The 26,952-nt window shown below is 73.7% G+C and carries 27 protein-coding genes; 5 read left to right on the top strand and 22 right to left on the bottom strand.

Annotated features, from left to right (window positions below):
* Positions 1-19 precede the first annotated feature (19 nt).
* The 4 genes from moaA to ACH4E7_RS14345 all read right to left on the bottom strand — a co-directional run bounded on the left by moaA (position 20) and on the right by ACH4E7_RS14345 (position 4,365).
* Complete coding sequence (gene moaA / locus ACH4E7_RS14360) at positions 20-1,009, bottom strand: GTP 3',8-cyclase MoaA (protein ID WP_396249347.1); 990 nt, start codon at positions 1,007-1,009, stop codon at positions 20-22.
* 78 nt (positions 1,010-1,087) lie between these two features.
* The gene (locus ACH4E7_RS14355; RefSeq protein ID WP_396249346.1) at positions 1,088-2,707 is read right to left on the bottom strand and encodes a cation acetate symporter; all 1,620 of its coding nucleotides are present in this window, start codon (positions 2,705-2,707) and stop codon (positions 1,088-1,090) included.
* Positions 2,704-3,060, bottom strand: a complete 357-nt coding sequence (locus ACH4E7_RS14350) for a DUF485 domain-containing protein (protein WP_396249345.1) — start codon at positions 3,058-3,060, stop codon at positions 2,704-2,706. The genes ACH4E7_RS14355 and ACH4E7_RS14350 overlap by 4 nt, the downstream gene beginning before the upstream one ends.
* 261 nt (positions 3,061-3,321) lie before the next feature.
* Entirely contained in the window at positions 3,322-4,365 is a 1,044-nt protein-coding gene (locus ACH4E7_RS14345; protein ID WP_396249344.1) for a zinc-dependent alcohol dehydrogenase family protein, read from the bottom strand.
* A gap of 145 nt (positions 4,366-4,510) precedes the next feature.
* Here ACH4E7_RS14345 and ACH4E7_RS14340 point away from each other — a divergent pair, with 145 nt between their 5' ends.
* Together ACH4E7_RS14340 and ACH4E7_RS14335 are read left to right on the top strand one after the other, a co-directional pair.
* Positions 4,511-5,506: a DEDDh family exonuclease gene (locus ACH4E7_RS14340; RefSeq protein ID WP_396249343.1), complete on the top strand. Its 996-nt coding sequence runs from the start codon at positions 4,511-4,513 to the stop codon at positions 5,504-5,506.
* 31 nt (positions 5,507-5,537) lie between these two features.
* Positions 5,538-6,341, top strand: coding sequence for an SURF1 family protein (locus ACH4E7_RS14335; protein WP_396249342.1), 804 nt, complete (start codon positions 5,538-5,540; stop codon positions 6,339-6,341).
* 5 nt (positions 6,342-6,346) lie between these two features.
* Here ACH4E7_RS14335 and trxA read toward each other — a convergent pair whose 3' ends face one another.
* Both trxA and ACH4E7_RS14325 read right to left on the bottom strand, forming a co-directional pair.
* Positions 6,347-6,679 carry a thioredoxin gene (gene trxA / locus ACH4E7_RS14330; protein WP_396249341.1) on the bottom strand — a complete coding sequence of 111 codons (333 nt, stop codon included), beginning with the start codon at positions 6,677-6,679 and terminating at the stop codon, positions 6,347-6,349.
* Between the two features lie 3 nt (positions 6,680-6,682).
* The gene (locus ACH4E7_RS14325) at positions 6,683-7,090 is read right to left on the bottom strand and encodes a MerR family transcriptional regulator (protein WP_396249382.1); all 408 of its coding nucleotides are present in this window, start codon (positions 7,088-7,090) and stop codon (positions 6,683-6,685) included.
* A gap of 139 nt (positions 7,091-7,229) precedes the next feature.
* On the opposite strand from ACH4E7_RS14325, the gene ACH4E7_RS14320 reads away from it, so the two are divergent.
* Entirely contained in the window at positions 7,230-7,991 is a 762-nt protein-coding gene (locus ACH4E7_RS14320) for an SDR family oxidoreductase (protein ID WP_396249340.1), read from the top strand.
* Positions 7,992-8,050: 59 nt separating this feature from the next.
* On the opposite strand, the gene ACH4E7_RS14315 is transcribed toward ACH4E7_RS14320, so the two are convergent.
* Both ACH4E7_RS14315 and ACH4E7_RS14310 read right to left on the bottom strand, forming a co-directional pair.
* The gene (locus ACH4E7_RS14315; protein ID WP_396249339.1) at positions 8,051-8,698 is read right to left on the bottom strand and encodes an alkaline shock response membrane anchor protein AmaP; all 648 of its coding nucleotides are present in this window, start codon (positions 8,696-8,698) and stop codon (positions 8,051-8,053) included.
* Positions 8,695-9,315, bottom strand: a complete 621-nt coding sequence (locus ACH4E7_RS14310) for a DUF6286 domain-containing protein (protein ID WP_396249338.1) — start codon at positions 9,313-9,315, stop codon at positions 8,695-8,697. Before ACH4E7_RS14310 ends, ACH4E7_RS14315 begins: the two co-directional genes overlap by 4 nt.
* A gap of 12 nt (positions 9,316-9,327) precedes the next feature.
* Between ACH4E7_RS14310 and ACH4E7_RS14305 the strand changes: the two genes are divergently transcribed.
* The gene (locus ACH4E7_RS14305; RefSeq protein WP_396249337.1) at positions 9,328-9,588 is read left to right on the top strand and encodes a hypothetical protein; all 261 of its coding nucleotides are present in this window, start codon (positions 9,328-9,330) and stop codon (positions 9,586-9,588) included.
* 70 nt (positions 9,589-9,658) lie between these two features.
* Here the strand turns inward: ACH4E7_RS14305 and ACH4E7_RS14300 are convergent, their stop codons facing one another.
* From ACH4E7_RS14300 to ACH4E7_RS14275, 6 genes are all read right to left on the bottom strand, one after another.
* Positions 9,659-9,850, bottom strand: a complete 192-nt coding sequence (locus ACH4E7_RS14300; RefSeq protein ID WP_355674818.1) for a hypothetical protein — start codon at positions 9,848-9,850, stop codon at positions 9,659-9,661.
* Positions 9,851-9,904: 54 nt separating this feature from the next.
* Positions 9,905-10,441 carry an Asp23/Gls24 family envelope stress response protein gene (locus ACH4E7_RS14295; RefSeq protein ID WP_396249336.1) on the bottom strand — a complete coding sequence of 179 codons (537 nt, stop codon included), beginning with the start codon at positions 10,439-10,441 and terminating at the stop codon, positions 9,905-9,907.
* 171 nt (positions 10,442-10,612) lie between these two features.
* Positions 10,613-11,419 carry an enoyl-CoA hydratase/isomerase family protein gene (locus tag ACH4E7_RS14290; protein ID WP_396249335.1) on the bottom strand — a complete coding sequence of 269 codons (807 nt, stop codon included), beginning with the start codon at positions 11,417-11,419 and terminating at the stop codon, positions 10,613-10,615.
* 233 nt (positions 11,420-11,652) lie between these two features.
* Positions 11,653-11,886: a helix-turn-helix domain-containing protein gene (locus ACH4E7_RS14285; RefSeq protein ID WP_030059940.1), complete on the bottom strand. Its 234-nt coding sequence runs from the start codon at positions 11,884-11,886 to the stop codon at positions 11,653-11,655.
* Positions 11,887-12,213: 327 nt separating this feature from the next.
* A complete protein-coding gene (locus ACH4E7_RS14280; RefSeq protein WP_355674815.1) occupies positions 12,214-13,812 on the bottom strand; it encodes an ABC-F family ATP-binding cassette domain-containing protein in 1,599 nt (532 codons plus the stop codon).
* A 227-nt stretch (positions 13,813-14,039) separates the two neighbouring features.
* On the bottom strand, positions 14,040-15,071 hold the full coding sequence (locus ACH4E7_RS14275) for a hypothetical protein (protein WP_396249334.1): 1,032 nt from the start codon (positions 15,069-15,071) through the stop codon (positions 14,040-14,042).
* A 367-nt stretch (positions 15,072-15,438) separates the two neighbouring features.
* On the opposite strand from ACH4E7_RS14275, the gene ACH4E7_RS14270 reads away from it, so the two are divergent.
* Positions 15,439-16,662, top strand: coding sequence for a glycoside hydrolase family 26 protein (locus tag ACH4E7_RS14270; protein ID WP_396249333.1), 1,224 nt, complete (start codon positions 15,439-15,441; stop codon positions 16,660-16,662).
* Positions 16,663-16,700: 38 nt separating this feature from the next.
* Here the strand turns inward: ACH4E7_RS14270 and ACH4E7_RS14265 are convergent, their stop codons facing one another.
* The 8 genes from ACH4E7_RS14265 to ACH4E7_RS14230 all read right to left on the bottom strand — a co-directional run bounded on the left by ACH4E7_RS14265 (position 16,701) and on the right by ACH4E7_RS14230 (position 26,901).
* Positions 16,701-17,864: a GNAT family N-acetyltransferase gene (locus ACH4E7_RS14265; protein ID WP_396249332.1), complete on the bottom strand. Its 1,164-nt coding sequence runs from the start codon at positions 17,862-17,864 to the stop codon at positions 16,701-16,703.
* Complete coding sequence (locus tag ACH4E7_RS14260; RefSeq protein WP_396249331.1) at positions 17,861-18,526, bottom strand: Wzz/FepE/Etk N-terminal domain-containing protein; 666 nt, start codon at positions 18,524-18,526, stop codon at positions 17,861-17,863. The genes ACH4E7_RS14265 and ACH4E7_RS14260 overlap by 4 nt, the downstream gene beginning before the upstream one ends.
* Positions 18,527-18,572: 46 nt before the next feature.
* Positions 18,573-19,688, bottom strand: coding sequence for a glycosyltransferase (locus tag ACH4E7_RS14255; RefSeq protein ID WP_396249330.1), 1,116 nt, complete (start codon positions 19,686-19,688; stop codon positions 18,573-18,575).
* Positions 19,685-20,575: a polysaccharide deacetylase family protein gene (locus ACH4E7_RS14250; protein WP_396249329.1), complete on the bottom strand. Its 891-nt coding sequence runs from the start codon at positions 20,573-20,575 to the stop codon at positions 19,685-19,687. Before ACH4E7_RS14250 ends, ACH4E7_RS14255 begins: the two co-directional genes overlap by 4 nt.
* Positions 20,565-22,508 (bottom strand): lipid II flippase MurJ, encoded by a 1,944-nt coding sequence (locus ACH4E7_RS14245; RefSeq protein ID WP_396249328.1) that lies wholly within the window; start codon positions 22,506-22,508, stop codon positions 20,565-20,567. Before ACH4E7_RS14245 ends, ACH4E7_RS14250 begins: the two co-directional genes overlap by 11 nt.
* Positions 22,505-23,851, bottom strand: a complete 1,347-nt coding sequence (locus tag ACH4E7_RS14240) for an O-antigen ligase family protein (protein ID WP_396249327.1) — start codon at positions 23,849-23,851, stop codon at positions 22,505-22,507. The genes ACH4E7_RS14245 and ACH4E7_RS14240 overlap by 4 nt, the downstream gene beginning before the upstream one ends.
* A 5-nt stretch (positions 23,852-23,856) precedes the next feature.
* Positions 23,857-25,380 carry a sugar transferase gene (locus ACH4E7_RS14235; protein ID WP_396249326.1) on the bottom strand — a complete coding sequence of 508 codons (1,524 nt, stop codon included), beginning with the start codon at positions 25,378-25,380 and terminating at the stop codon, positions 23,857-23,859.
* A 393-nt stretch (positions 25,381-25,773) separates the two neighbouring features.
* Complete coding sequence (locus ACH4E7_RS14230; protein WP_396249325.1) at positions 25,774-26,901, bottom strand: glycosyltransferase; 1,128 nt, start codon at positions 26,899-26,901, stop codon at positions 25,774-25,776.
* Positions 26,902-26,952 lie beyond the last annotated feature (51 nt).

Genomic DNA, 26,952 nt, shown 5'->3' with positions numbered 1-26,952 from the left:
GGGAATCGTCGGACGTACCTTAGCCCCCGATCGCCGACATCGGCCGCTCGGGCTGGTGGAACTCCGGGTCGTCGATCCCGGCCCCGGCCTTCTTGCCCCACATCGCCGCCCGCCACAGCGCGGCCAGCTCCGCGTCGTCCGCCCCCGAGCGCAGCGCGGTGCGCAGGTCGGTCTCCCCGGTCGCGAACAGGCAGTTGCGCACCTGCCCGTCGGCGGTCAGCCGGGTCCGGTCGCAGGCCCGGCAGAACGGCCTGGTGACCGAGGCGATCACGCCGACCCGGCCCGGCCCGCCATCCACCGACCAGCGCTCGGCGGGCGCCGCGCCCCGGCCCGCGGACGGCTCCGGGGTGAGGGTGAAGCGGGCGGCCAGCAGGTCCAGGATCTCCGCCGCGGTGACCATCGACGAACGGTCCCAGCCGTGCTGGGCGTCCAGCGGCATCTGCTCGATGAAGCGCAGCTCGTAGCCCCGCTCCAGGCACCAGGCCAGCAGGTCGGCCGCCTCGTGGTCGTTGACCCCGCGCATCAGCACCGCGTTCAGCTTCACCGGGGCCAGCCCGGCCGCCTCGGCCGCGGCCAGCCCGTCCAGCACGTCCTGGTGGCGACGGCGGCGGGTGAGCGTGAGGAACACCTCGGGGTCGAGGGTGTCCAGCGAGACGTTGACCCGGTCGAGCCCGGCCTCGTGCAGTGCCGTCGCGGTGCGGGCCAGTCCGATGCCGTTGGTGGTCAGCGACAGCTCGGGGCGCGGCTCCAGCTCCGAGCAGGCGGCCACGATGGCGACCAGCCCGGGACGCAGCAGCGGCTCGCCGCCGGTGAAGCGGACCTCGCGCACGCCCAGGTCCCGTACGGCCAGGCCGACCAGCCGGACGATCTCCTCGTCGGTCAGCAGATCGGGCTTGGCCAGCCACTGCAGGCCTTCCTCCGGCATGCAGTAGGTGCAGCGGAGGTTGCACCGGTCGGTCAGGGAGACCCGCAGGTCGACGGCCTGTCGTCCGAAGGTGTCGAGCAGCACGTGCGTCCCTTCCCGAAATACGGCCGGCCCGGCCACCGTCGCGGCGGGGGCCGGGCCAGCATAGTCATCACGGGACGATCAGTGGGCGCCCAGCCCGGTGAGCGAGCGGACCTCCAGTTCAGCGTACTTCGCCGGGTCGGGTCGCTCCTTGGACAGCAGGGTGCCCAGCCAGCCGGCCAGGAAGCCGATCGGGATGGAGACCAGGCCGGGGTTCTCCAGCGGGAACCAGTGGAAGTCGGTGTTCGGGAAGAGGGAGTTCTTGCCCCCGGACAGCACCGGGGAGAACACCACCAGCACCACCGAGGAGATCAGACCCGCGTAGACCGAGCTGACCGCGCCGGTGGTGGTGAAGCGCTTCCAGAACAGCGAGTAGAGCAGGGTCGGCAGGTTCGCCGAAGCGGCCACCGCGAAGGCCAGCGCGACCAGGGCCGCGGTGCTGAGCTTGCCCGCGTAGAGGCTGAGCACGATGGCGACCGCGCCGATCCCGACGGCGGCCCACTTCGCCGACAGCACCTCCTCCTTCTCGCCGGCCTTCCCGCGCCGGATCACGTTGGCGTACAGGTCATGGGCGAAGGAGGCCGAGGAGGCCAGGGTGAGCCCGGCGACCACCGCGAGGATGGTGGCGAAGGCCACCGCCGAGATCACCGCGAGCATGATCGCCCCACCGGTGGTCCCGGAGCCGCCGCCGAGCTGTTCGGCGAGCAGCGGCGCCGCGGTGTTCCCGGACGGCGTCTTGCCCTCGACGGCCACCATTCCGCTGCGGCCGACCAGCGCCGCCGCGCCGAAGCCGAGCGCCAGGGTCATCAGGTAGAAGACGCCGATGATGCCGATCGCCCAGAGCACCGACTTCCGGGCCGCCTTGGCGGTGGGGACGGTGTAGAACCGGACCAGGATGTGCGGCAGACCGGCGGTGCCGAGCACCAGCGCGATCCCCAGGCTGATGAAGTCGAGCTTGGAGGTGTCGCTGGCCCCGTACTTCAGCCCGGGTTCGAGGAAGGCCGTGCCCTTGCCGCTCGCGGAGGCGGCCGCGCCGAGCAGCTCCGAGGGGTTGAAGTGGTACTTGGCGAGCACCAGGACGGTCATCAGCGCGGCGCCGACGATCAGCAGCACCGCCTTGACGATCTGCACCCACGTGGTGCCCTTCATGCCCCCTATCACCACGTAGACGATCATCAGCGCGCCCACCGCGAGGATGGTCCAGCGCTTGGCGCCCTCCCCGGTGACACCCAGCAGCAGGGCCACCAGCGCCCCGGCGCCGACCATCTGGGCGAGCAGGTAGAAGATCGACACCACGATGGTGGAAACCCCGGCCGCGGTGCGCACCGGGCGCTGGCGCATCCGGAACGCGAGCACGTCCGCCATGGTGAACCGGCCGGAGTTGCGCAGCGGCTCGGCGATCAGCAGCAGCGCGACCAGCCAGGCCACCAGGAAGCCGATCGAGTAGAGGAAGCCGTCATAGCCGTTGAGCGCGATCAGCCCGGCGATGCCGAGGAAGGAGGCGGCGGACATGTAGTCGCCGGAGATGGCCAGACCGTTCTGGAAGCCGGTGAAGCCGCGGCCGCCGGCGTAGAAGTCGGAGGCGCTGCGGTTCTGCCGCCCGGCCCGGACGGTGATGACCAGGGTGGCCACCACGAAGAGTCCGAACAGGGTCATGGTCAGGCCGCGGTGCTCGGTGGCGGAGCTGGCGAGCACGATCATTCGGCGGACTCCCGGGGAGCGTGGACGACGGCACCGTGGGCCTCGCGGATCGCGGCGGCGGGTGGGTCGATCCGCCGGTCCGCGTATCGGGCGTACCAGGCGGCGATGGCGAAGGTGGTGCCGAACTGCAGCAGCCCGAGCACCAGGGCCACGTTGACGTGCCCGAGGACCTTGGCGCCCATCAAGCCGGGCGCGTAGCAGGAGAGCAGGACGTAGAGCAGGTACCAGAGCACGAAGCCGATGGTGACCGGGAAGGCGAAGCTCCGGAACGAGCTCCGCAGGGTACGGAACTCCTCGCTGTCGTCGATGAGTTGGACTTCCGTAGGCGAAGTGGTGATCGGCGGCGAATCCACTCTGTCTCCTCACTCCTTCGGATGCGTAGCGTCGCCCGAGTGGGGCGATCGCACGTGAGGGGTGTCACATGTCCGGTGCGCGCCGCGCAATGCTAGGAGCGTCGTGCCCGCCCCGAAAGGGGTTCACGGCGATCAGTCAGTCATTCACCCCTTCGCACTATCCAATTGGCTGAAAACCGCCACTCGCGCCACTTCCAGGCGCCGCCGCCCCATGCGAAAGGGGTGACACCGACCAGCGGTGCCACCCCTTTTGACGACGCGTCAGAACGCGATGCGGACCTTCAGCGCCGAACGGTCGTCCATCGCCCGGTAGCCGTCCGGCACCCCGTCCAGGTCCACCGTGCGGTCGAACACGAGCCCGGGCTCGATGGCCCCGGACAGCACGTCCGGCAGCAGCTCGGGGATGTACGCGCGGGCCGGCGCGACGCCGCCGTTCAGCGAAACGTTTCGGCCGAACATCTGACCGATATCGACGCCCGCGCTGCCGCCGTGCGGCACACCCACGTAACCGACCGAGCCACCGTCCCGGGCGATCGAGATCGCCGTCCGCATCGACTCCTCGGTGCCGACCGCCTCCAGCACCGCGTGCGCGCCCAGGCCGCCGGTCAGCTCCTTCACCGCCTCGACCGCCGCGTCCCCGCGCTCGGCCACCACGTCGGTCGCCCCGAAGCGCCGGGCCAGCTCGGTCCGGGCGGGGTGCCGGCCCAGCGCGATGATCCGGCCCGCACCCAGCCGGTGCGCCGCCAGCACACCGCACAGGCCCACGGCGCCGTCGCCCACCACCGCGACCGTCACACCCGGACGCACCCGGGCGGAGACCGCCGCGTGATGGCCGGTGGACATCACGTCGGACAGCGCCAGCAGCCCCGGCAGCAGCTTCTCGTCGCCCGCCGCCTCCTTCGGCAGCTTCACCAGCGTCCCGTCCGCGAACGGCACCCGCACCGCCTCGCCCTGGCCGCCGTCCGAGCCGACCTGCCCCCAGAACCCGCCGTGCGGGCAGGAGGTCTGCAGGCCCTCCCGGCAGAACTCGCAGACCCCGTCCGACCAGACAAAGGGCGCCACCACCAGATCGCCCTTCGCGAAGCCCCGGACCTCGGCGCCGACCTCCTCGACCACGCCGAGGAACTCGTGCCCGATCCGCTGCCCGGCCACCCGCTGCGCCACCCCCCGGTAGGCCCACAGGTCGCTGCCGCAGATGCAGGCGTTCACCACCCGGACCACCACGTCCGTCGGGTGCTGGACCGCCGGGTCCGGCACCTCTTCGATCCGGATGTCGTTGGGTCCGTGGATCACGGTGGCGCGCATGCGTTCTTCCTCACACAAATCCGGCCAGAGGGCCGGAAACGATCTCGACCAGGTGTACGACACCCCCGCCGACCACTCTATTCCGGCTCCCCGGTCGCAACATTCCGACCGGCCCCGACCACCACGCCCCTTATCCTGTTGGACCATGCAACCGATCCAGCCCGAGACGTACGGCGCGCCGCGGACCGCCCCGGTCCCCGCCCAGCGCTCCGCCGCCCCCGCCGAGGGCTTCGCGGTCGTCGACGTCGAGACCACCGGTCTCGGCCGCTCCGACCGTGTCATCTCCGCGGGCGTCTACCAGCTGGACCAGGACGGTGAGGTCACCGACCACTGGTACACCCTGGTCAACCCCGAACGGGACCCGGGCCCGGTGTGGATCCACGGCCTCACCTCCGAACTGCTCTCCTGCGCCCCGACCTTCCCCCAGATCGCCGACGAGTTCGCCGCGCGCCTGGAGAACCGTGTCCTGGTCGCCCACAACGCGCTCTTCGACTGGAACATGATCTCCCGCGAGTTCTCCCGGGCCGGCCGCCGCGTCCCGGTCGAGCAGCGACTGTGCACCATGGTCCTCTCCCGCGACCTGCGCCTGCCGCTGCCCAACGGCAAGCTCGCCTCGCTCGCCGCCCACTTCGGCGTCCAGCAGCGCCACGCCCACAACGCCCTGGACGACGCCCGGGTGCTCGCCGAGGCCTTCCGCCCCAGCCTGCACCTGGCCCGTCTGGGCGGTGTGCCCCTCCCGCTCCAGACCTGCGTCGCGGTCACCGACCTCGGCGAGGACGAGCCCGACACCCCCGCCCGCGGCAACTGGACCGGTTCCCAGTACCGCCAGGCCAAGAAGCGCCCGCCCTGCCCGTACCCCAACCCCGGGCGCTGGGAGGACGGCAAGCCCCTGGTCCAGGGCATGCGGGTGGCCTTCACCGGCGACACCGCCACCGACCGCGAGGTGCTGGAGGACCGCACCGTCGAGGCCGGCCTGCACATCGCCACCTCGGTGAGCCGGCTCACCAGCCTCCTGGTCACCAACGAGCCGAACAGCTGGAGCGGCAAGGCCCGCAAGGCCCGCGAGGTCGGCACCCCGGTGGTCGGCGAGGACGCCTTCCTCCAGTTGCTGCGCGAGGTCGCCCCGCACCCCGGTGCGTGAGGCGGTTGTGAGGTCGGCGTACGGTTCCCGTGTGTACCGTTTTCTGCTGACCCGGCAGTGGCTGATCACCATGCTGATCGCGCTGCTGCTGATCCCCGCGACGATCAAGCTGGGTTTCTGGCAGCTGCACCGCCACGAGGCGCGGGTGGCCCGGAACGAGCTGATCGGCAAGGCCCTCACCGCCTCGCCGGAGCCCTACGACACCCTGTCGCCGACCCCCGGCTCCGCGGTGCCCGAGGACGTCACCTGGCACGCCGTGACGGCCACCGGGCAGTACGACCCGGCACACGAGTTCGTGGTCCGCAAGCGGACCGACTCCAACGGGACCATCGGCTACTTCGTCGTCACCCCGCTGAAGCTCTCCGACGGCAAGGGCACCGTCCTGGTCAACCGCGGCTGGGTCCCCTCCGGCGACGGCGCCACCGAGTACCCGCCCGTCCCGGCCGCTCCGACCGGCGAGGTCACCCTGGCCGGCCGCCTGCGCCCCGACGAGACCGCCGGCAGCAGCGGCGGTTTCGTCAAGGACCGGGCCGGCCTGCCCGCCCGCCAGTTCAACCTGATCAACACCGAACAGCAGGCCAAGGAGACCGGCACCACCCTCCTCGGCGGCTACCTCGAACTCACCGGCACCACCCCGGCCCCCGCCGACCAGCCCCAGCTGATCCCCGAGCCCAACCACTCCGACATCGGCCCGCACATGGCCTACGCCATCCAGTGGTGGCTGTTCACCGCGATGATCCCGGTCGGCGTCTGGGTCCTCATCCGCCGCGAAGCCAAGGACCGTGCCAAGCAGGCCGCCGAACCCGAGGTCCCCCTCGACGCCCTCCCGGCCTAGAACATCTAGATCACATCCTCCAACTCCCGCAACAACCGCGCCTTCGCCCGCGCCCCCACCACCGACCGCACCGGCTGCCCACCGCGGAAAACCATCAGCGTCGGCATCGACAGCACCCCGTACGCCGCCTGCGTCCGCGGATTGCGGTCCACGTCCACGCTCACCACCCGCAGCCGGTGCGCCTCCTCCCGCGCGATGTCCGCCAGCACCGGCGCCATCATCCGGCACGGCGGGCACCAGTCCGCCGTGAAGTCCACCAGCACCGGCCCCTCCGCCGCCAACACCTCCGCGGCGAAAGTCTCGTCCGTCACCGCCGGCACACCCGCGATCTCCACCATCGCCTACTCCTTCGTCAGTTCACACACCGGTGGCCGCTCGGAAGCCGCGAGCTCGTCCCGCGCCCGCACCGCCCGCTCGAACTGCCCGGCCACCTGCTGCCGCACGTCCTGCAACTTCGCGATGCACTCGTCCAACTCGGCCAGCTTCCGCCGATACACCTCCAGCGACGCCGGACACGAATCCCCCTCCGGGTGCCCGGCCCGCAGGCACTCCACGAACGGCCGGGTCTCCTCCAACCCGAACCCGAAGTCCTGCAGCATCCGGATCTCCCGCAACAGCCGCAGATCCCCCTCGTCGTACGCCCGGTACCCGTTGCCCGCCCGCCGGGCCGGCAACAACCCCAACTGCTCGTAGTACCGCAACGCCCGCGTGGTCGTCCCCGCCCGCTCCGCCAACTCCCCGATCCGCACGCCGAACCACTCCTCCCGAACAGCCGCCAACGACCGTAAACCTTGCCGCACACGTCAACGCCAGCCACGCCACGCACCCACCCTCCCGAGAGCCCTCCCCCCACACACGAACACCCCCGCAGCCCGGCAAGATGTCCCCATGGATCTAGGACTCAAGGACAAGGCCTACATCGTCACCGGCGCCACCCGAGGCCTCGGCCTCGCCGCCGCCCGCGAACTCGCCGCCGACGGCGCCCGCGTCCTCATCAGCGGCCGCACCCAGCAGGCCGTCGACGCCGCCGTCACCGAACTGAACACCCTCGGCACCGCCCACGGCCTGGTCGCCGACAACGCCGCCCCCGACACCGCCGAACGCCTGATCGCCGAGGCCCACGACCGCTTCGGCCGCCTCGACGGCATCCTGATCAGCGTCGGCGGCCCCCAGGCCGGCCCGGTGGAGACCACCCCCGAGTCCGCCTGGCGCGACGCCTTCGAATCGGTCTTCCTCGGCGCCCTGCGAATCGCCCGCACCGCCGCCGCCGATCTCCGCTCCGGCGGCGTGATCGGCTTCGTGCTCTCCAGCTCGGTCCGCCAGCCGATCCCCGGCCTGGGCATCTCGAACGGCCTGCGCCCCGGCCTGGCCATGGCCGCCAAGGCCCTCGCCGACGAGCTCGGCCCCCGCGGCATCCGGGTGCTCGGCCTGCTCCCGGCCCGGATCGACACCGACCGGGTCCGCGAGCTCGACTCCCTCACCCCCGACCCGGCGGCCGCCCGCGCCCAGCACAGCGCCGACATCCCACTCGGCCGCTACGGCACCCCCGAGGAGTTCGGCAGGGTCGCCGCCTTCCTGCTCTCCCCCGCCGCCTCCTACCTGACCGGCATCATGGTCCCGGTCGACGGCGGCGCGCTCCGTTCCCTCTAGGGCCTGTCCGGCGGACCTCGCCGGGCAGGCCCTGGGCACGCCCTGAGGACGCCCCCCGCCTACACCACCCGCGGGTGCCCCCGCCGACGCCGACGGAACCAGCGCCGGCGCTCGACGGGGGCCCGCTGCAACACCCGGATCCGCAGGTCGGCCGGCAGCTCCGCCAGCCCCAGGCTCCCCAGGGCGTCCGTCCGGGGCCCGTCCTCGAAGTGCTCCACCAGCCCGACCGGATCCCCGCCCGGCGTCAGCCGTACGGCCCCCCGCAGCCGGGGATGCCGCGGCGCCCGCACCAGTCGCACGCCCGCCCGCTCGACCTCCGGCAGCACCGCCGTCCCGTTCTCCAGCGCCTCCTCCAGCGCCCGCGCGCTCACCCGCAGCCGCAGTCCGCCCACCCCCGGCGTGGGCACCGCGATGCTCGACAGCCCGGTCCGCCGCAGCTGCGCCACCAGCCACCACGCCATCCCGACCACCAGCACCGAGAGCACGCCGATCACCGTCGGCCACCACCAGGACGAACCGGCCCACCGCCACCGCGACGGCTTGCTGACCACCGGCTGGTCGGGCGAGGTGAGCGGCCACCAGCTCGGCGGATCCACGCCCAACCGCCGGTACAGGTCGAACCCACCGGCGAGCACCAGCACCCCGCACCCCAGCACAACGACCCCCACCACCCCCAACAGCACCCGGTTGACGACCGTTCGAGTCACCCCGCCGACCCCTCCCCCGCCCCGCCGACGCCGCCACCGGCGGCCCCGCCGGCACCCCCACCGGCCGTCTGCCACCCCGTCGTCCGAACATCCAGTCGCAACGGCCGCGCCAACCCCACCCGCTCCAACTCCTCCCGCAGTTGCCGCTGCACCAACGCCGGATCGGCCGACCCGCTCACCTCCACCCGGATCCTCCGCCGCCCCACCCGGCTCCGCAGGTGGTCGATGCCGTCCAGCCCCGCCGCCCGGTCCGCCAGCAGATGCCCGATCCCGCCCTTGTCGATCGCCGCGCTCGTCCCCCCGTACGGCCGCAGCACCAGCCACCGCCGCAGCCCGGGCGCGATCGCCAGCCAGAGCAGCCACCCGCCGAGCAGGGTCGCGACCCCCGCCCCCACCAGCACCCACGGGTCGTCGAGGTGACGCGTCGCCAGCTCGCCCGCGATCTGCACCCGCCACCGCTTGGCCGGCTGCCCGGCCCGCACCGCGATCACGTCGTACAGCAGTGCTCCCGCCCCCACCAGCACCACCGTGGCGACCAGCGTCGCCGCCCCGGCCCGGGTCGCCCGCAGCCTGGGCACCTTCGGTACGGCCTCCGGGGACTCCTGATCGCCGCTCACAACGCTCCCCGGATGACCAGCTTCTCCACCACGACGACCACGTCGGACACCCTGGTCCCGGTCAACCCCGCCACCTGCGCCCCGACCCGCTCCCGCAGTCCGGCGGCCCACCTGGCGAGGTCGGCCGGAAACGGCAGCTCAACGGCCACCCGCACGGTCACCGTGCTGCCCGGCACCGCCACCGACACCCGGGGCGGCGCCCCCTTCGCCGACCGCCCGGCCCAGGCCTCCGCGAGCAGTTCCCGCGCGACCTGGTCCGCGATCCGGGCGTAGACGCGCTCCGAGACCCGCAGTCGCCCCCGCCGGCCCGGAACGACAGCGGCGGCGGACCCGGGGGCCTTCATCAACGCCGCCGGTCACGGCCGCGGAGCAGGTCCCCGAGGTCACCCAGATCGATGTCGCCCTCCAGCAACCGCCCGACCACGAAGCCGACCAGCCCGAGCGCCGCCACCAGCAGGAACGCCGCGAACCCGCCGAAGTACCCGGCGAAGCCGAGGGCCATGCCCACCACCAGACCGACCATGGCCAGGTCCATCCGCTACTCCCTCGTCCTCCGCCGAACACCCTGGCCGATCCCCGCGGCCGGGTGTCACTTGAGCTTGGGCCGCTGCCCCGGCGCCGTGATCGGCTCCTCTTCCTCCTCGAACTCCGGTTCGTCCGGGAGGTGGACATCGTTGACCGCGATGTTGACCTCGACGACCTCCAGGCCGGTCATCCGCTCCACCGCGTCGATGATGTTCTCCCGCACCTGCCGGGCCAGTTCGGGGATCACCACGCCGTACTCGACCACCAGGGCGATGTCGATCGCGGTCTGCTTCTCGCCGACCTCGGCCTTGATGCCGCGGCCGATGCTGGACTTGCCGCCGGGCACCCGGTCCCGCATCGCCCCGAAGGTACGGGCCAGCCCGGACCCCAGGGCGTGGATGCCGGAAACCTCCCGGGCGGCCATCCCGGCGATCTTCTCGACCACCCCGACGGCCAGTGCCGTCCGGCCGCGCTCGCCGGCGGACCGACCGCCGTCCCCGCCGCCGCCCGTGCCGGAGCCGGGCCTGGCTCCGGGCGGACCGGGGGTGGGGGCGTTGCCGGGGTTCTTGTGCAGGGTCGCGGGCGTCGGAGTGTCAGGCATGGGGCGCATCTCCCGTCGTACGGCTCCAGCTATATCGCAAACCTCCCCAACTCTGACATTTCGCCACGTTCCCCGCCCGCCGGGAGCGCCACGGGGAGCAGCCCGGGGAACACCGAAGGCCCGGCCCCGGGTGTTCCCCGGGGCCGGGCCTCCCACGAACGGCCTACCGGCTCAGTCGCCGATCCCCGCGAGCTCCCGCAGCCGGCGCGCCTGCGCAGCCCGCTCGGCGGAACGCTGCTCGTCGAAGGAGCGCCCGGAGGCCCCCTGCAGCAGCGCCTTGGTCTCGATGACGGCGCCGCGCGGCGCGGCCAGCAGGGCGGCGGCCAGGTCACGGGCGGTGGCGTCCAGCTCGGCGCCGGGGACGGTCACGTTGGCCAGCCCGATCGCGGCGGCCTCCTCGCCGCCGACCCAGCGGCCGGTCGCGCAGATCTCCAGCGCCCGGGCGTAGCCGACGAGTTCGACCAGCGGCTTGGTCCCGGCCAGGTCGGGGACGAGGCCGAGCGAGGTCTCCTTCATAGCGAACTGCACGTCGTCGGCGACCACCCGCAGGTCGCAGCCGAGGGCAAGCTGGAAGCCCGCGCCGACGGCGTGGCCCTGGACGACGGCGATGGAGACCAGGTCGGAACGGCGCCACCAGGTGAAGGCCTCCTGGTAGGAGGCGATGGTGTCGTCCAGCTCCTTGTCAGCGGAGCCCGCGAGCTGGAGGAAGGTGGGCTCGCCGGGGATGCCCTCGGCGGTGAACATGGCCCGGTCCAGCCCGGCGGAGAAGGAGACGCCCTCGGCGCGCAGCAGCACCACCCGGACGCTGCCGGGCAGTTCGCGCCCGGCGGCGGCGAGGGCGCGCCAGAGCGCGGGCGACTGGGCGTTGCGCCGCTTGGGCTGACAGAGGGTGACGACGGCGAGTTCGCCGTCGATCTCCAGGCGGACGCCGTCCCGCTCCCAGCTCGGGGCCTGCGGGTCGGTGGCGGGGGCGGTCATGCGGGGACCTCCGGTGGCGAGGGACGTGGCTACCGGAGAGTAACAAACCTGGGCGCGCGTGGGCAGGGCCCAGGCCCGGAAAGATCGACGGATGGCCGGGAGCCCGGGGATCCGGGCATGACGATCGGCGGCCGGTCCGCTCGACCCGAGGGTGGACGCCCAGCTGCGGTCAGCTGTCGTCTCCCCGGTCGGCGCCGTACCGCCGCGTCATCCAGCTATGGGGTGATGGACCGTCAGGAACCGGCCCCGGCAGTCGCCTTGTTCTTGCCCCGCGTGGCACCGCCGCGGCCCCGGAGGATCACTCCGGACTCGCTCAGCATCCGGTGCACGAAGCCGTACGAACGACCGGTCTCCTCCGCGAGAGCGCGAATGCTCGCCCCGGAGTCGTACTTCTTCTTGAGATCGGCCGCGAGCTTCTCACGCGCGGCACCGGTCACCCGGCTGCCCTTTTTCAGAGTCTCGGCCACCCGTGCCTCCTCGTAGCGTTGCTCGGTCAGATTCCCATGATCACCCATCCACCGCGTCCTGGCCACCCATTCGACGAGGTCGATGTCGCAAATGCGTGGTCCTGCGGTGGTGATCCGAGCGCACCAGGGCGCTCACGCAGAGTGCACGCCCCCGGGTGGGTGCCGCCGTTCGCCGCGAAAGAGCTGATCAGCAGCGTCGGCCCGACCACGATCGAGTGGCGGGCCGACAGGAAGTCCTTAAACGGAATCCGGGGCTACTTCATTCCCGGACACGCCGAAAGGACTAGATTTTCTGGTCCGAAAAACGGATGCGGCGTCTACTTCCGGTCAGGCCAGCGAGACCAGATCGGCGTAGGACGGGTTCCACAGGTCCTCCACGCCGTCCGGCAGCAGGATGATCCGCTCCGGGTCGAGCGCCTCGACCGCTCCCTCGTCGTGGGTGACCAGCACGACCGCCCCGGAGAACTCGCGCAGCGCGCCCAGGATCTCCTCGCGGCTGGCCGGGTCGAGGTTGTTGGTGGGCTCGTCGAGCAGCAGCACGTTGGCGGAGGAGACCACCAGGGTGGCCAGCGCCAGACGGGTCTTCTCACCACCGGAGAGCACCCCGGCCGGCTTGTCCACGTCGTCGCCGGAGAACAGGAAGGAGCCAAGGATCTTGCGGATCTGCACCAGGTCGGTGTCCGGTGCGGCCGAGCGCATGTTCTCCAGGACGGAACGGTCCGCGTCGAGCGTCTCGTGCTCCTGGGCGTAGTAACCGATCTTCAGCCCGTGGCCCGGGATGACCTCCCCGGTGTCCGGCGCCTCCACCCCGGCCAGCATCCGCAGCAGGGTGGTCTTGCCGGCACCGTTGAAACCGAGCACGACGACCCGGGAACCCCGGTCGATCGCCAGGTCGACGTCGGTGAAGATCTCCAGCGAGCCGTAGGACTTGGACAGGCCGCTGGCGGTCAGCGGGGTCTTGCCGCAGGGCGCCGGCTCCGGGAAGCGCAGCTTGGCGACCTTGTCGTTCATCCGGACCTGCTCCAGACCGGAGAGCAGCTTGTCGGCGCGGCGGGCCATGTTCTGCGCGGCCACCGTCTTGGTCGCCTTGGCGCGCATCTTGTCGGCCTGGGCGTTCAGGGTCGCGGCCTTCTTCTCGGCGTTGGCCCGCTCGCGCTTGCGGCGCTTCTCGTCGTCCTCGCGCTGCTGCTGGTACTGCTTCCAGCCCATGTTGTAGACGTCGATGCAGGAGCGGTTGGCGTCCAGGTAGAAGACCTTGTTGACGACCGTCTCGACCAGGTCGACGTCGTGCGAGATGACGATGAAGCCGCCCTTGTAGGTCTTCAGGAAGTCCCGCAGCCAGACGATCGAGTCCGCGTCCAGGTGGTTGGTGGGCTCGTCGAGCAGCAGCACGTCGGAGTCCGAGAACAGGATCCGGGCCAGCTCGACGCGGCGGCGCTGACCACCGGAGAGGGTGTGCAGCGGCTGGCCGAGGATGCGGTCCGGCAGGCCCAACGCGGCGGCGATGGTGGCGGCCTCGGCCTCGGCGGCGTACCCGCCCTTGGTGAGGAACTCGGTCTCCAGCCGGGCGTACTTCTTCATCGCGTTGTCCCGGGTGGCGCCCTTGCCGTTGGCCATCCGGTCCTCGTTCTCGCGCATCTTCTTCAGCACGGTGTCGAGGCCGCGGGCGGAGAGGATGCGGTCCTTGGCGAGGACGTCCAGGTCACCGGTGCGCGGGTCCTGCGGGAGGTAGCCGACCTCGCCCGAACGGGTGACCGTACCGGCGGCCGGCAGGCCCTCGCCGGCCAGCACCTTGGTGAGCGTGGTCTTCCCGGCGCCGTTGCGCCCGACCAGACCGATCCGGTCGCCGGCGGCGACCTTGAAGTTCGCGGACTCGATCAGGATCCGGGCACCGGCGCGCAGCTCAAGGGCGTTGGCGGAAATCATGGCTGGGAACTACTCCTGGGACGTGGGCGGGCGGCCGGGTGCGGGCCCGGGCGGCGGGAAGGGGGGCTTCATCGACGGTCGGCGCGGTGGAGAGGGGCGCCGCCCGCCCGCTAGTGCCCGGAGAAGATAGCCATGACGGCCAGTCTACCGGGCCGCGCGAAACGTCCCGGGGCCGTGACCGCCCCGGGGTGGCCGAGTACCGCCCCGGGGTACCCGAAGCCCCTCGGCTACTGCTGCGCCGCCGTCGGCTGGTCGGTGGGTTGGGCGGTCGCGGTGGCCGTCGGGGCGGCCGGCGCCGCCGGGGTGGCCGTGGCGGCGGGGGCGTCCGCGGTCGGGCCCGCCGACGGGTCCGCGCAGCCGCCCTGGGGTCGGACCGCGGCGAACGGCGCGTCCGGGTTGCCACAGGTCGTCTCGGGCGCGGCCGCCTTGGTGTCGAACACCTTGGGCGGGACGATCGGGCCGTCGGCGATCTCCACCCGACTGGCGTCCAGCACCTTGACCGTGGCGGCCGGGCCGGTGCTCGTCGCCCAACCGTTGCTGTCCAGCCGGTAGCCGGTGATGCCACCGGAGACGGCCAGCCCGCTGCTGTTGGTGCAGCTGCGCGGGATGAGCACCGCGTAGTCGGTGTGGACGGTGCGCAGCGGGTCGTAGAGGCAGCCGTTGGAGGGCCGGTCGTTGTAGCGCAGGTCGCCGTCGGCGTCGCGCAGGCCCATGGTCAGGTTCGGCGTCACCACGGCCAGCCAGGGCGAGCCCTCCCGCTGGACGGTGTGCAGCGCGGCGGCCGCCCGCTGCGCGGCGGTCTGCTTGCGCTGCGCGTCGGTGCGCTTGTCGGCGCCCGGCTCGCCGTCGGCTCGCAGGTAGTCCGCGAGGCCCGGCACCGCGCGGTGCCAGCGCACCTCGTGGTCGCCCGGGCGCACCGACGTGACCAGGCCGTCGTCCCAGACCACGATCGCGTTGTCGCCGGCCATCGCCAGGTAGAGCGCCTCGGCGCCCTCACGGCGGTACGACCAGGCCCGCTCGCCGGTCGTCTTGTGGTAGGCCTCCAGACCGGGGCCGACCACCTTGAGGTCCAGGTCGGCCGAGCTGACCGACTGCGAGTTCACCGGGGTCGCCTCGGCGTCGCCCGACCCCGCCACCCGGTCGCCGAACGGCACCGGCTTGTTGGCGTGCGCCGCCGCACCGGCCGCAAGGACCAGCATCACCGCCAGGGCAGGCAGGATCGACCGGGGGGTGAGTACGCGCGGCGGCTTCCAGGACACGGCCGGAGCGTACCTTTCACCGGGCGCGCGAGTCAGCCCGAAATCGCCGCCCGTCCAGGGTGTCGACCGACCGCCCGGCCTCGCACGCCCGGCCCGCACGCCCGCCCGCCCACCTGCGTCGTCGGCTCCTCGGCCAGGTGGCCGGACGCTCCGCGGTAGGCCGCGCAGGCCTGGTCGGAACGTTACAGAGCTGATACACGGGCGCGTCCCGGCGGGTGTTGCGGCTGACGGCGTTCGAATATCGCCCACTTTAGGGTGACATTCGGCGTTCCCTCCCTCCGGCGACCCTACTGTCGGCGAACGTGACGCCACGGTCCGTCCCCGTCGTCACCGCCCCGCCCCTCTCGCGACGCCCGGAGGAGAGACCATGCGAATCGGTCGTCTGACGCTGGCCGCCGCCGCTCTGCTACTGACGGCCACGGCCAGTGTCCCGGCCGGGACGCCACTCAGCCGGACCGAGCGGCACAGCCTCTCCTCGGACGCCTTCGAGCCGCGCGGCGCCGCCTCCCGCCCGCCGGTCCAACGGCCGGAGCACGAGCCGCCGTTCGGCGCCTTCGTCGGCTCCTGGGACGACTACATCCCACGACTCGGCCAGTACGCCCACTGGCTGGGCAACGCGAACATGCAGGTCGGCCACACCTATCTGGCGGGCAACGGCTGGGCCGACATCGAGGGCGAGCCGGTGGTGCTCGGCAGGTGGTCGCAGTGGCGGCTGGCCGACCCGTCCCGGATGCTCGTGCTCGGCGTGCCGATGCTGGTGCCGGGCGAGGCGAACGTGTCGGACGGCGAGGTCTCCAGGCTGCTCGCCCAGGGCTCGCGCGGGGACTTCGACGGCCACTTCCTCCGGCTCGCCCGCCGACTGGTCGGGCTCGGCGGCTCGGACACCGTCATCACCCTCGGCTGGGAGATGAACGGCGTCACCTACACCCACCGCTGCAAGCCCGACCCGGCCGCCTGGAAGGCCTACTGGCGGCGGATCGTCGGGGTGATGCGCTCGGTGCCCGGGCAGAGGTTCCGCTTCGACTTCGCGCCGAGCCGGGGCCTGGACGCGATCCCGTGGACCACGTGCTACCCCGGCGACGACGTGGTCGACATCATCGGCATGGACAGCTACGACCAGCCGGCCGGCAGCACGTTCGACGATTACGTGCGCGAGCCGTACGGCCTGCAGGATCAGGTGGAGTTCGCCGCCAGGCGCGGCAAGCCGGTCTCGTACCCGGAGTGGGGGCTGTTCCGCAACGGCGACAACCCCGAGTTCGTCCGGCGGATGGTCGACTGGATGCGCACCCACGACACCGCCTACCAGACCGTCACCGACTACTGCCCGCACGGCTTCTTCCAGTGCAGGAGCAATCCGCGTTCGACCGCGGCGTTCAAGCAGCTGCTGTCCGGTTCGAACGGGGCGCCGGCGGTGGTGCCGACGGCGCCGCCGGCCCCGATCGTGCCGGTGGCGCCGAGTACCCCGGCCACACCCACCCCGCCGACTCCGCCCGCCGCGCCCAGCACTCCCGCCGTGCCGGGCGCGACGGCGAGCCCCCCGGCCGGCGCCTCGCCGAGCCCGTCCGCGGCGGGGACGCCCTCGTGGCGGTGAGCGCTGCTGAGCCGTGCTGAGCGGTGCTCGGTGACCGCTCAGCCGCGGCGGCGGGCCGACAGGACCTCCTTCAGCCCGGCGAAGCGGGTGCGCAGCCGGTGCGCAGCCTGCTGGCGGCCGTGCACCGCCCCGGCCCGGGCGGCGGCGGCCGGGGCAGCGCCCGCCGGGCCCAACAGCAGGCGCTGGTTGTGGAGTCGGTCCGGCCGCCACCGTTGCTTGTACGACTCCTGGCCGCGCAGCAGGCCGAGCACCGGGATGCCCGCGCCGACCGTCTCGTCCAGGGCGGCGCTGAACAGCAGCCCGGCGATGTCCAGCCGCTCGCGCAGCACCGGGTGAGCGCCGTACAGGTACAGGCCACCGAAGGACGGGCAGAGCAGCAGCAGGTTCACCGCGACCAGTTCGCCGTTCAGGTGGAACCGGTGGACGGCCGCCCGGCCGGTGGCGACCAGGTCGGTGGTGGACTCGGTCAGGTGCTTGGCGAAGCGCTCGGTCCGGTGCTCGGAGGTGACGCCGCGCTCCTGCCACTGCAGGAAGTGCAGCCGCAGCAGCCCCTCCACCGCGGCCGGCACCTCGGCGACCGGTGTGGAGCTGACCTGCACCCCGGCCTCGGCGATCTTGCGCAGCTTCACCCGGCTGCGCTGGGCGGTCTTGCCGGGCACCCGCTTGAGCAGCCGCTCCATCGGGACGGCCGGCAGGTACTGGCAGAGCGAGTCCTGGTAGCGCCGACGGGACCCGCGCCAGTGCTCGTACACCCGCTGCACCGCCGCCTCGGGGTGCACCTCGCGCAGCTCCAGCCAGTGCCAGGGGCGGGTGAGCGGGAGGGCGGCGGCGAACTCGGCGGCGGCCCGGTCGGCGCACTCGTCGTCGAGCAGGATGTCGTCGTAGTCGACCAGCCCGGCGCCCAGGCCGGTCAGGCCGCCGAACGGGCCGGGGCGCCGCGTGAAGGCGCCGGCGCCGACCAGCCGGCCGTCACGGCGGACCAGCACCACCAGCAGCGCACCGGGGCGGCCGTAGTGGCGCCACCAGGAGCGCTGCCAGCCCGCGGCCTGGAAGAAGGTGGCGGTCCGGCAGCGGGCGGCCAGGTCGTCCCACTCCTCGGCGAGGGTGTCCAGGGCGTCGTCCTCGCGGCGCAGCTCGGTGGTCCAGGCCGGTGCCGCCGACTGGGCCGGCAGACCGGCGGCGGCGCGGGCCTCGGTGCTCATCGCTTGCTCCCGGCGGCGGCCTGGCCCTCGCTGCGCGGGCGGGGGGTGGTCGGGGTTCCGGCCGGCTCAGCGGCCCGCGGGGCCCGCACGGCCTCGGCGGCGGCCCCGCCGCGGCGGCGGGTCGTCATCACCAGCGACCCGAGCAGCACCCCGGCCGCGGCGCCGACCGCGACGTCCAGCTTGCCGGAGGGCGTGGTCGGCTTGTCCGGCTCGGCGGCCGGCGCCAGCGTCACCAGCCGGACGTTGGTGTCCTTGCTGCTGGTGTTGGCGAAGGCGACCAGCGAGCGGGCCACCGCGTCGGCGGTCTGGGCGGCCTCCTGGGCGCGCCTGCCGGTTCCGGTGATCTCGATCATCGGGGCGTCCGGGGAGGTCGTCCCCGACACCAGGGTCTCCAGCTCGGCCAGGGTGTGGCCGGTCTCGGCGGCCGCGACCGCGAGCACCTGCGGCTGGCCCGTCAACCGCCCGTACGCCTGGGCGAAGTTGGTCGCGGTCGCCGCCTCCCCCGGGTTCTGCGGCACCACCAGGACGTAGGCGCTGGCGGCGTACGAGGGGTGCGAGACGACGGCGTACCCGGCGCCGGCCGCGGCGCCCAGCGGCACCGCGAGCGCCACCGGCCACCAGCGGCGGACCAGGCGACGGGCGCTTCGGCGCGGTGTGGTCATGGATGTGGCTCCTCGGGTATGGGACGGCGGTACCGGCGGCGGGCGGTCACACGCGGGCCAGCCGGTCGTAGAGGGCGCCCAGGTCGGCGGCGACCCGGGCGATGTCGTAGTGGCCGACGGCCGGAGGGTGCGGCAGCGGGTCGGCGATGTGGCCGCTCAGCTGCCGCAGGTCGCGCAGCGCGGCGGCGTACGCGGCGGGTTCGGAGGGGATGCGGCGGGCCTGCGGGGCGGCGCTGGGCGGCAGTTCGTCCAGCGCCGGGCAGGCGCTGTGCCGCACCGGCAGCCCGGCCGCGAGACCCTCCAGGACACCGAGGCCGAAGGTCTCCGCGGTGGAGGGGGCGGCCAGCACGTCCATCGCGGCCAGCAGGTCGGGCACGTCGTCGCGCTCGCCGGCGAGCACCAGCCGCTCCCGGACGCCGAGTTCGGCGGCCCGCCGCTCCAGCGCGGCACGCTCGGGACCCTCGCCGACCAGCACCAGCCGGGTGGCCGGGTCGAGCTCGACCAGCGCCTCCAGCAGCACCTCGAAGCGCTTGCCGGAGACCAGCCGGCCGACCCCGCCGACCACCCAACTGCCCTCCGGCAGGCCGAGTTCGGCCCGCACCCGGCGGCGGGCGGCGGCCCACTCGGCGGGCGGGCGCCGATAGCCGGCGGTGTCGATGCCGTTGGGGATCAGCTCGATCCGGCTCGGCGGGACACCCCAGGAGCGCAGGGTCTGGGCGACCTGGCGGGAGACCGCGACGGTGGTGCAGCCGAGTCGTTCGGCCGCCAGGTAGAGGCCCTTGACGCCCCGGGTGACCGGACGGCCCTCGATCACCCCGGCGTGCAACGAGTGCTCGGTGGAGACCACCGCGCGCACCCCGGCCAGCCGCGCGGCCAGCCGGCCGTACAGCTGGGCCCGGTAGAGGTGGGTGTGCACCAGGTCGTAGCGGCCGGCCCGGATCAGCCGGACCAGCCGGGGCAGCGCGCCGAGGTCCCGGTTGCCGCGCATGCCGAGGTGGTGGACGGTCACCCCGTCGGCGCGCAGCGCGTCGGCGACCGCGCCGGGGTTGGTCAGGGCGAGCACCTCGCACCGCTGGTGCGGTGGCAAGTTCCTGAGCAGCAGGTGGAGTTGACGCTCGGCGCCGCCGGAGCCGAGCCCGGTGACGATGTGCAGGACCTTCATGGCCGACGCTCCGTCACTGCCCGCTCTCCACCGAGGTGCTCGGGGTGGACCCCGCGACCACGGCGCAGCTCGGCGACGGCGTCGCGCAGCCGGTGGCGTCCCTTCTTCGCCCGCAGCCGCCAGGCGCCGTCGCGGTCGCCGACGTAGCAGCGCGGCAGGGCGAAGCGGCCGGTGAGCGGGGAGTGGGCGATCGCGACGGCGTAGTCGTACCCGGCCTCGCGCACGGCCAGGGTGGCGGGCAGGTCGACGGCGCCGTACGGGTAGCAGAAGCCGGTGACCGGGCCGCCGACCACCTCCTCCAGCAGCCGCCGGCTCTCCCGGGTCTGGCCCGCGAGGGCGTCGGCGGGCAGGCCGGGCAGCGCCTGGTGGCCGAGGCCGTGTGAGCCGATCTCCCAGCCGGCGGCGGCGAGTCCGGCGACCTCCTCGACGGTGAGCAGCTGCTTGCGCGGGCCCTCGGTGTCCCAGCCGTTGTCCCGCCCGAGCAGATCGGCGACCACGTACGTGGTGGCGGTGAAGCCGTACACCTGCAGGATCGGTACGACGTGGCGGGCGAAGTCCGCGTAGCCGTCGTCGAAGGTCAGGCCGACCAGCTTGTCGTCCCGGCCGCGGGCCCGGGCCCGCATCAGCTCGCGGACCGAGACGCCGCGCCGCCCGCGCCGGTGCAGCCAGGCGATCTGCTCGGCGAACCGCTCGGGGCTGACGGTGAGTTGGTACGGGTCCTCCTCCTCCACCGCCACCGAGTGGTACATCAGGATCCACGGCGAAGAGGAGCCGGAGACGGTCGGTTCGCCGACCGGACGGCGGCTCCTGGGCAGTCGCGCCCGGTCGGGCGGGGCGTCGGTGACGCCCACCCCGGCCGAACGGACGGTCCCCCGTTCATTGTCCATGGGGAAACTTCCCTTCATCGGCGACGGTTGGCGGGTTCAGGGCCTGTCCGGCGGATCTGGTCGGATCGGACCGCGGCGTCCGAGTGCATGCATCGCAAGGCGGAGGATGGGGGCACCTCCCGGCCGCCGGGCTCGGGAAGGGTCCATCGGCGGCTGACGACACCGCGGCGCGGCGCGCTTGTGCTCTGGGGGTACCTCCCGGCCGAAGGCTGGGGGAGCGTCGCGGGCCCGCGCAGATCCGCCGGACAGGCGCTACGGCCCGGGCGGCGGCGAGGAGCGGGCCGCGCACCTCGCGGGCACCGAGCCCGGTGCCGAGGGCGGCGAAGGCCAGCGCCACGGTGAGGCCCCCGAGGAGGGTCGAGAGCAGCGGATCGTCGGTCAGGCCGCCGACGGCGGTGCCGAGCGCGGTGGCCCCGGCGGCGGCGGCGACCAGCCGGCCGTGGCCGCCGATCACCCGGCGCAGTCGCAGCGGGATGCCGCGCAGCACCAGGCCGCGCAGCAGCAGCACGGCGGTCATGGTGATCCCGGCGGCGTTGCCGGCGGCGAGGCCGAGCGCGCCGAAGCGGGCCGTGGCGAGCAGGCCGACCGCGACGGTGACGCCGAGGCCGAGCAGCATCGCGGCGGCCGGGTACCAGTCCAGCAGTCGGCGGCCGCCGTCCTCGGTGCGCGGGTCGGCGGCCCCGCGGACCACCGGGCGCAGCGAGAAGTACGGGCGGATCATCACGCCGATCAGCGCCTGGGCCGGCAGGCCGAAGCTGTACACCCGGATGGCGTCAGCGGTGGCGGCGGTGTCACGGGGGCCGAAGGCGCCGCGCTCGAACAGCAGCGAGACCACCGAGGGGGCGCAGGCCATCAGGAAGGCGGTGCCGAGCAGCACCACCGCCGCGGCCTGGCCGAGGTCCTTCTCGACCCGGTCGCGGGCGGCGGTGAGATCCCCGGCCGCGAGCGCCCGGGCGACCAGCGGGAAGGTGACGGTGCAGATCAGGATGCCCGCCGTCATGGCGAGTTGGGAGACCTTGGCGGCGTAGTTGAGGTGCGAGATGGTGCCGGGCGGCAGGGCCGAGCCGAGACAGCGCTCGACGAAGACCTGGGACTGCCGGGTCAGGGTGAAGGCCGCCACCGGCAGCAGGGCCAGCGGCATCAGCACCAGGGTGTGGCGGGAACGGCTGCTGCGGCCGTCGGCGGCCGGGCCCCGACGCAGTCGGCGCAGGAACGGGCCGATCAGCAGACCGGCCATCAGCAGGCTGCCGAACGCGACGCCGAGGGCGGCGGAGCGTACGCCGAGGTAGCCGTGGAAGCCGAGCAGCAGGGCCAGGATGCCGAGGTTGTAGGCGACGTAGATGCCGGCCGGGGCGGTGAAGCGGTGGTGGACGCGCAGCGCGGCGGCCAGGTAGCCGGCCACGCCGAAGGGCAGCACGGTGATCGCGGTGATCCGGGTGCAGGTGACGGCGAGGTCCGGGTCGGGCAGGCCGGGGGCGAGCAGTCCGACCAGCTGCGGGGCGCCGAGCGCGGCGGCCAGGGCGAGGCCGCTCAGGGCGAGCAGCAGCCAGGGCAGGGTGGCACGGATCAGCTGGCGGACCGGGTCGGGGGCGTCCGGGTCCTCCTCGCGCAGCACCAGGGCGAGGGCGAAGGCGGGCACCATGAGGAAGGACATGGCGTCCTCGATCAGCAGCGGCGCGGCCGTCTCCGGGACGGTCCAGGCGACCAGGAAGGCGTCGGTGCCCTGGTTGGCGCCGAAGTAGCGGGCCAGCAGCAGGTCGCGCAGCAGGCCGAGGCCGGAGCCGGCCGCGCTGAGCAGCGCGGTGATGCCGAAGGCCCTGGCGAGGAAGCCGCGCCGGGGCGCCGGGTCGGGCCCGGGGGCCGGGGGCCTGGCGGGCGCGCTGCGCGGGGCCGGGAGGGTGGAGGCGAGCACGGCCGGCTGGTCGGTGGTCACTGGTCCGCCCCCCGGATGGCGGGAGTTTGAAGACACGCCCTAGCGGCGAGGCCGAGGACGACGGAGGTCAGCACGGTGGTGGTGCCGCCGATGTCGGCGTACAGGAAGTCGACCAGCACCCAGGTGAGCAGGGCGAGCGCGGCAAGGGTCGTGCCGCCAGGGCCTGCCGCTGAGCCGTGACGGTGCCGCAGACAGCCGAGCAGCAGGCCGAGGAAGAGCGCGGCGTAGGCGGTGATGCCGATCAGGCCCTGCTCGCTGAGCACCAGGAAGTACATGTTGTGCGGGGAGAGCAGCGGCTCGCGCTGGAAGCCGATGGTGGAGTCGGCGGCGTCGCTGCCGGAGGACAGCCGCAGCGGAGCGCGGCTGTCGCGCAGCCGCGGGAAGGCCTTCGGTCCGGCGCCGTGCACGGGGTGGTCCTGCCAGATCCGCCCGGCGGTGGCCCACAGGTCGTAGCGGTCGGAGACGGACTGGTCGGGGGCGGCGGAGACGGAGCCGATCGAGCTGAGCCGCTGGGTGACGCCGGAGGCGCCGAGGCCGAGGCCGCCGACCAGGACGACCGCGGCGGCGAGGCCGAGGACGGCGCCGCGCACCAGCAGCCGGGCGTCGGCGCGCAGCAGCAGGACGGTGACGGCGACGCCGGTGGCGATCCAGCTGCCGCGGCTGAAGGAGACCGCGAGCGGGAAGACGAGGAAGGCGGCGGCGGCGAACATCGCGCGGCGCAGCCGGACGTCGCCGCCCGCGCCGCGCTCGCCGAGGGCCAGGGCGAGGGCGGCGAGCAGCCCGTAGCTGACCACGGTGGACATCGCCATGACGTCCAGCGCGCCGAAGGTGCCGACGGCCCGGATCGGCTGGCCGGTGTAGGAGGCGCCGGTGTGGGTGAGGTACTGCTTCGCGCCGACCACGCCCTGGATCTGCGCGGCGAGCACGAAGGAGCCGAGGACCAGGCGCTGGTCGGTGCGGTCGCGCAGCGAGCAGAGCACCGCGGCGGGGACCAGGACGAACACCTGGGTGAGCCGGACGAAGCCGGTGATGCTGGTGGCCGGGTCGATCGAGCCGACGGTGGCCACGGCGGCGGCGACCACGATCCCGCCGAACAGCACGCAGGTGGCGCGGCTGAGCGCGGGCAGTCGGCCGCGCAGCAGGTTCAGCGCGGTGAGGGCGACCAGGGCGAGCGAGGCGACGTCGGCGGCGGTGACGTGGGCCGCGGCGGTGACGTCCTTCTCTCCGCTGGGCACGCAGACCAGCAGGACGGTGGCGGCGGCCAGCAGGCTGGGCCGGTCCGCGAGCGCGGGCAGGGCCCGTCGTAGGGCCGGACGCGGGAGGGCCGGAAGGGTCAGGGCCACGTGGGTCAGCTCCCGTCCGGGTGGAGCATCAGGGCCGCGGTACGGCAGAGGATCTTGACGTCCTGCCAGAGGCTCCAGCTCTCGATGTAGCGGTTGTCGAAGCGGGCCCGGTCCTCGATCGAGGTGTCCCCGCGCAGGCCGTTGACCTGGGCGAGGCCGGTGAGTCCGCCCGGCACGCGGTGGCGGTCGGCGTACTCGGGGTAGGCCTGGCTGAACCGCATGACGAAGTACGGGCGTTCGGGGCGCGGGCCGACCAGGCTCATGTCGCCGCGCAGCACGTTCCACAGCTGCGGCAGCTCGTCCAGCGAGCTCTTGCGCAGCAGGCGGCCGACGGCGCCCATCCGGTGGTCCTGGGAGATGTTCCAGCGGGTCGCCGACTCGTGCTCGTTGCTGGGGCGCAGGGTGCGGAACTTGAGGACGGTGAAGACCCGCCCGTCCAGCCCGGTGCGCTGCTGGCGGAAGAGCACGCCGGGGCCGGTGTCGAAGCGGACGGCGAGGGCGCAGAGCGCCAGGACGGGGGCGAGCACCAGCAGGCCGAGGCCGGCCGCGGTGACGTCCAGGGCGCGCTTGGCGGCCCAGCCGGGGCGGCCCGTCGCCGGGCGGCCGACCCGCAGGCAGGGGAAGCCCCACAGGTGGTCACCGCCGGAGATCGGGGCGGTGGGCAGCGCGCCGTACTCGCGCAGGGCGGGGACGAGCCACACCTGGCAGCCGAGCCGGGCGGCGTCGCGCAGGGCGGCGGCGGTCTCGGCCTCGTCGGCGGCGCCGGCGGTGGCGATCACGTGCTGGACCCGGTGCCGGCGGACCTCGCGCTCCAGCACCTCGCAACCGCCGAGGACGGGCAGGTCGGTGTCGCCGGCCAGCAGCGGCGGGTCGGCGTCCAGGAAGCCGACCGGGCGCATCCCGTACTCGCCGTGCGCGGCGAGTACGGCGGCGACCTTGCGGCCGAGCCGGCCGGCGCCGAGCACCAGGGCCGGACTGGGGCGGCCGCGGCGGACCCGACGGACCAGGGGGTAGAGGACGGCCCGGCCGACGGCGGCGATCGGCAGCTGGGCGCCGAGCAGGACGGCGAGCCGGGCCGGGGTGGCCGGGCCGCAGTCGGGCCAGCGCCCTTCCAGGCAGCCGGCCAGGGTGACCGCGAAGGCGGTGGCGACCACGGCGCGGACGGCCAGTGCGGGCAGTTCGTCCAGGACGGACAGGGTGAGCCGGGTGCGGTAGAGGCCTCCGGCCAGGTTGAGCAGCAGGAGCAGCGGCAGGACGGCGGTGACGCCGAGCAGCGGGGCGAGCGGCACGGTCGGGTCGACGGCCCGGTTGGCGATGCCGGTGGCGGTGCACAGCGCGATCGCGTCGACCTGGGCCAGCGCGAGCGGCAGGGCGAGCCGGGAGCGGATCGCCCTGCGGTACCGGCGGGGCGGCGACACCGCCCGGGTGTGCACCGATCCGGCCGGTCGGTAGAGCAGTCCGGTGGCGGGTCGGCGCGGGCCGGGCAGGAACCCGCCGGAGCGCGGCACACTGTCGTGGTCAATGGTCATCAGCGCACGAACTCCCCTGCTGTGTGCCCGGGGTGACGGTGCCCCGGCACCGGTAGGAGCGGAGCGGCCGTCCCGGCCCGGTGGGCACGGTCCTGACAGCACCTGCTACCGCTGGCGGCTTTCGGTTCTCCCGCGTCGGGGCCGATCGCGGACCGGCCGGTCGCACGGGACACGGTCGCGATGGACTCAGGCGCGAATTTCCGGGATGAAATCGAAACGAAGCAGGAAAAACCAGGTGCGAGAGAACCGGGCGATGCGGGCCGGAAGTTGACTTTCCGTTTCATTCCAGCCGCCCACTCATAGGTATTTCGAATTTCACGCCTCGCCCCATATCCGGTTGAGGATGCGAATGTGAAAGCGCCTGACAGCGGGCATTCACTGCATGTGAAACGATTAGATCCGCTCCGGGACACGGGCCCGGCGGCGCCCGGCAGCCGGACCGGCACCCAGCAGGTGGCGGTACAGAACGTCCACCTGTTCGACCACGGTGCGGACGTCGTGCCGGGCGACCACGTGCTCACGCAGACGGGCGCCGCGCCGCTCGCACTCGATCGGATCGGACAGCGCTTCCGCCATTCGGGCGGCGAGCGCGGCCACGTTCTCCGGTGGCACGACGACCTGCTCCCGCGCCGACTGCGGCAGGCACTCCCGCGCGCCCGGCACATCGGTCAGCAGCACCGGACGGGCGGCCGCCATCGCCTCCAGCGGCGCCAGCGCCATGCCCTCCCACCGCGAGGGGAGCACCACCAGGTCGGCCGCCGTCAGCCACGGGCGCGGGTCCGGCACGTCCCCCACCAACCGGACCCGGGACGGCTCGACCGTCCGCCGGACCAGCTCCGCGATCCGCTGCTCGTCCGGCCCGCCGCCGACCAGCGCCAGCCGGGCCTGCGGCACCCGGCGCAGCACCTCCGGCCAGGCGGCCATCAGCACGTCCTGGCCCTTCTGCCGGCACAACCGCCCGACGCAGACCGCGAGCGGGGCGTCCAGGTCCAGGCCGAGCGCGATCCGGGCGGCCCGGCGGTCGGCGGGCGCGTAGTGGCGCACGTCCACGCCGTTGGGCACCACCGCCCAGTCCGCGTGCACCCCGGCGGCCACGCCGTCCGCCCGCTCCTGGACGCTGACGCACAACAGCCGGTGCGCCCAGCGGGTCGCGAAGCGCTCCCAGTGCAGGGTGGCGATGGCCAGCGCGCCGTCCACGGCGGCGAAGGACCAGGCGTGCGGCTGGAAGACGGTGGGCACCGCGCCGCGCACGGCCAGCCGGCCGGCCAGTCCGGCCTTGGCGCTGTGCAGGTGGACCACGTCGGGCGCGGCGGCCCGGACGATCCGGCGCAGCCGCCAGGCCTCGGCGGCGGTGGACGGGCCGGGCGAGCGTTCGGCGGGCCACTCCCGGACCAGCGCGCCGACCGCGGTGGCCTCCTCGGCCAGTCGGCCGCCGCGCGGGCAGGCGACCAGCACCCGGTGCCCGGCCTCGCGCTGCCCCCGGGCCAGATCGACGACGACGCGGGCGACTCCGCCGTCCACGGGCTGCGAAATGTGAAGGATCGTCATATGCACGGCGGCGAGCCTAGGGTG

Source organism: Kitasatospora sp. NPDC018058 (assembly GCF_044327205.1).
GTDB lineage: Bacteria > Actinomycetota > Actinomycetes > Streptomycetales > Streptomycetaceae > Kitasatospora.
Note: the sequence above shows the minus strand (reverse complement) of the source record. Positions and strands in the feature narration are given on the sequence as shown.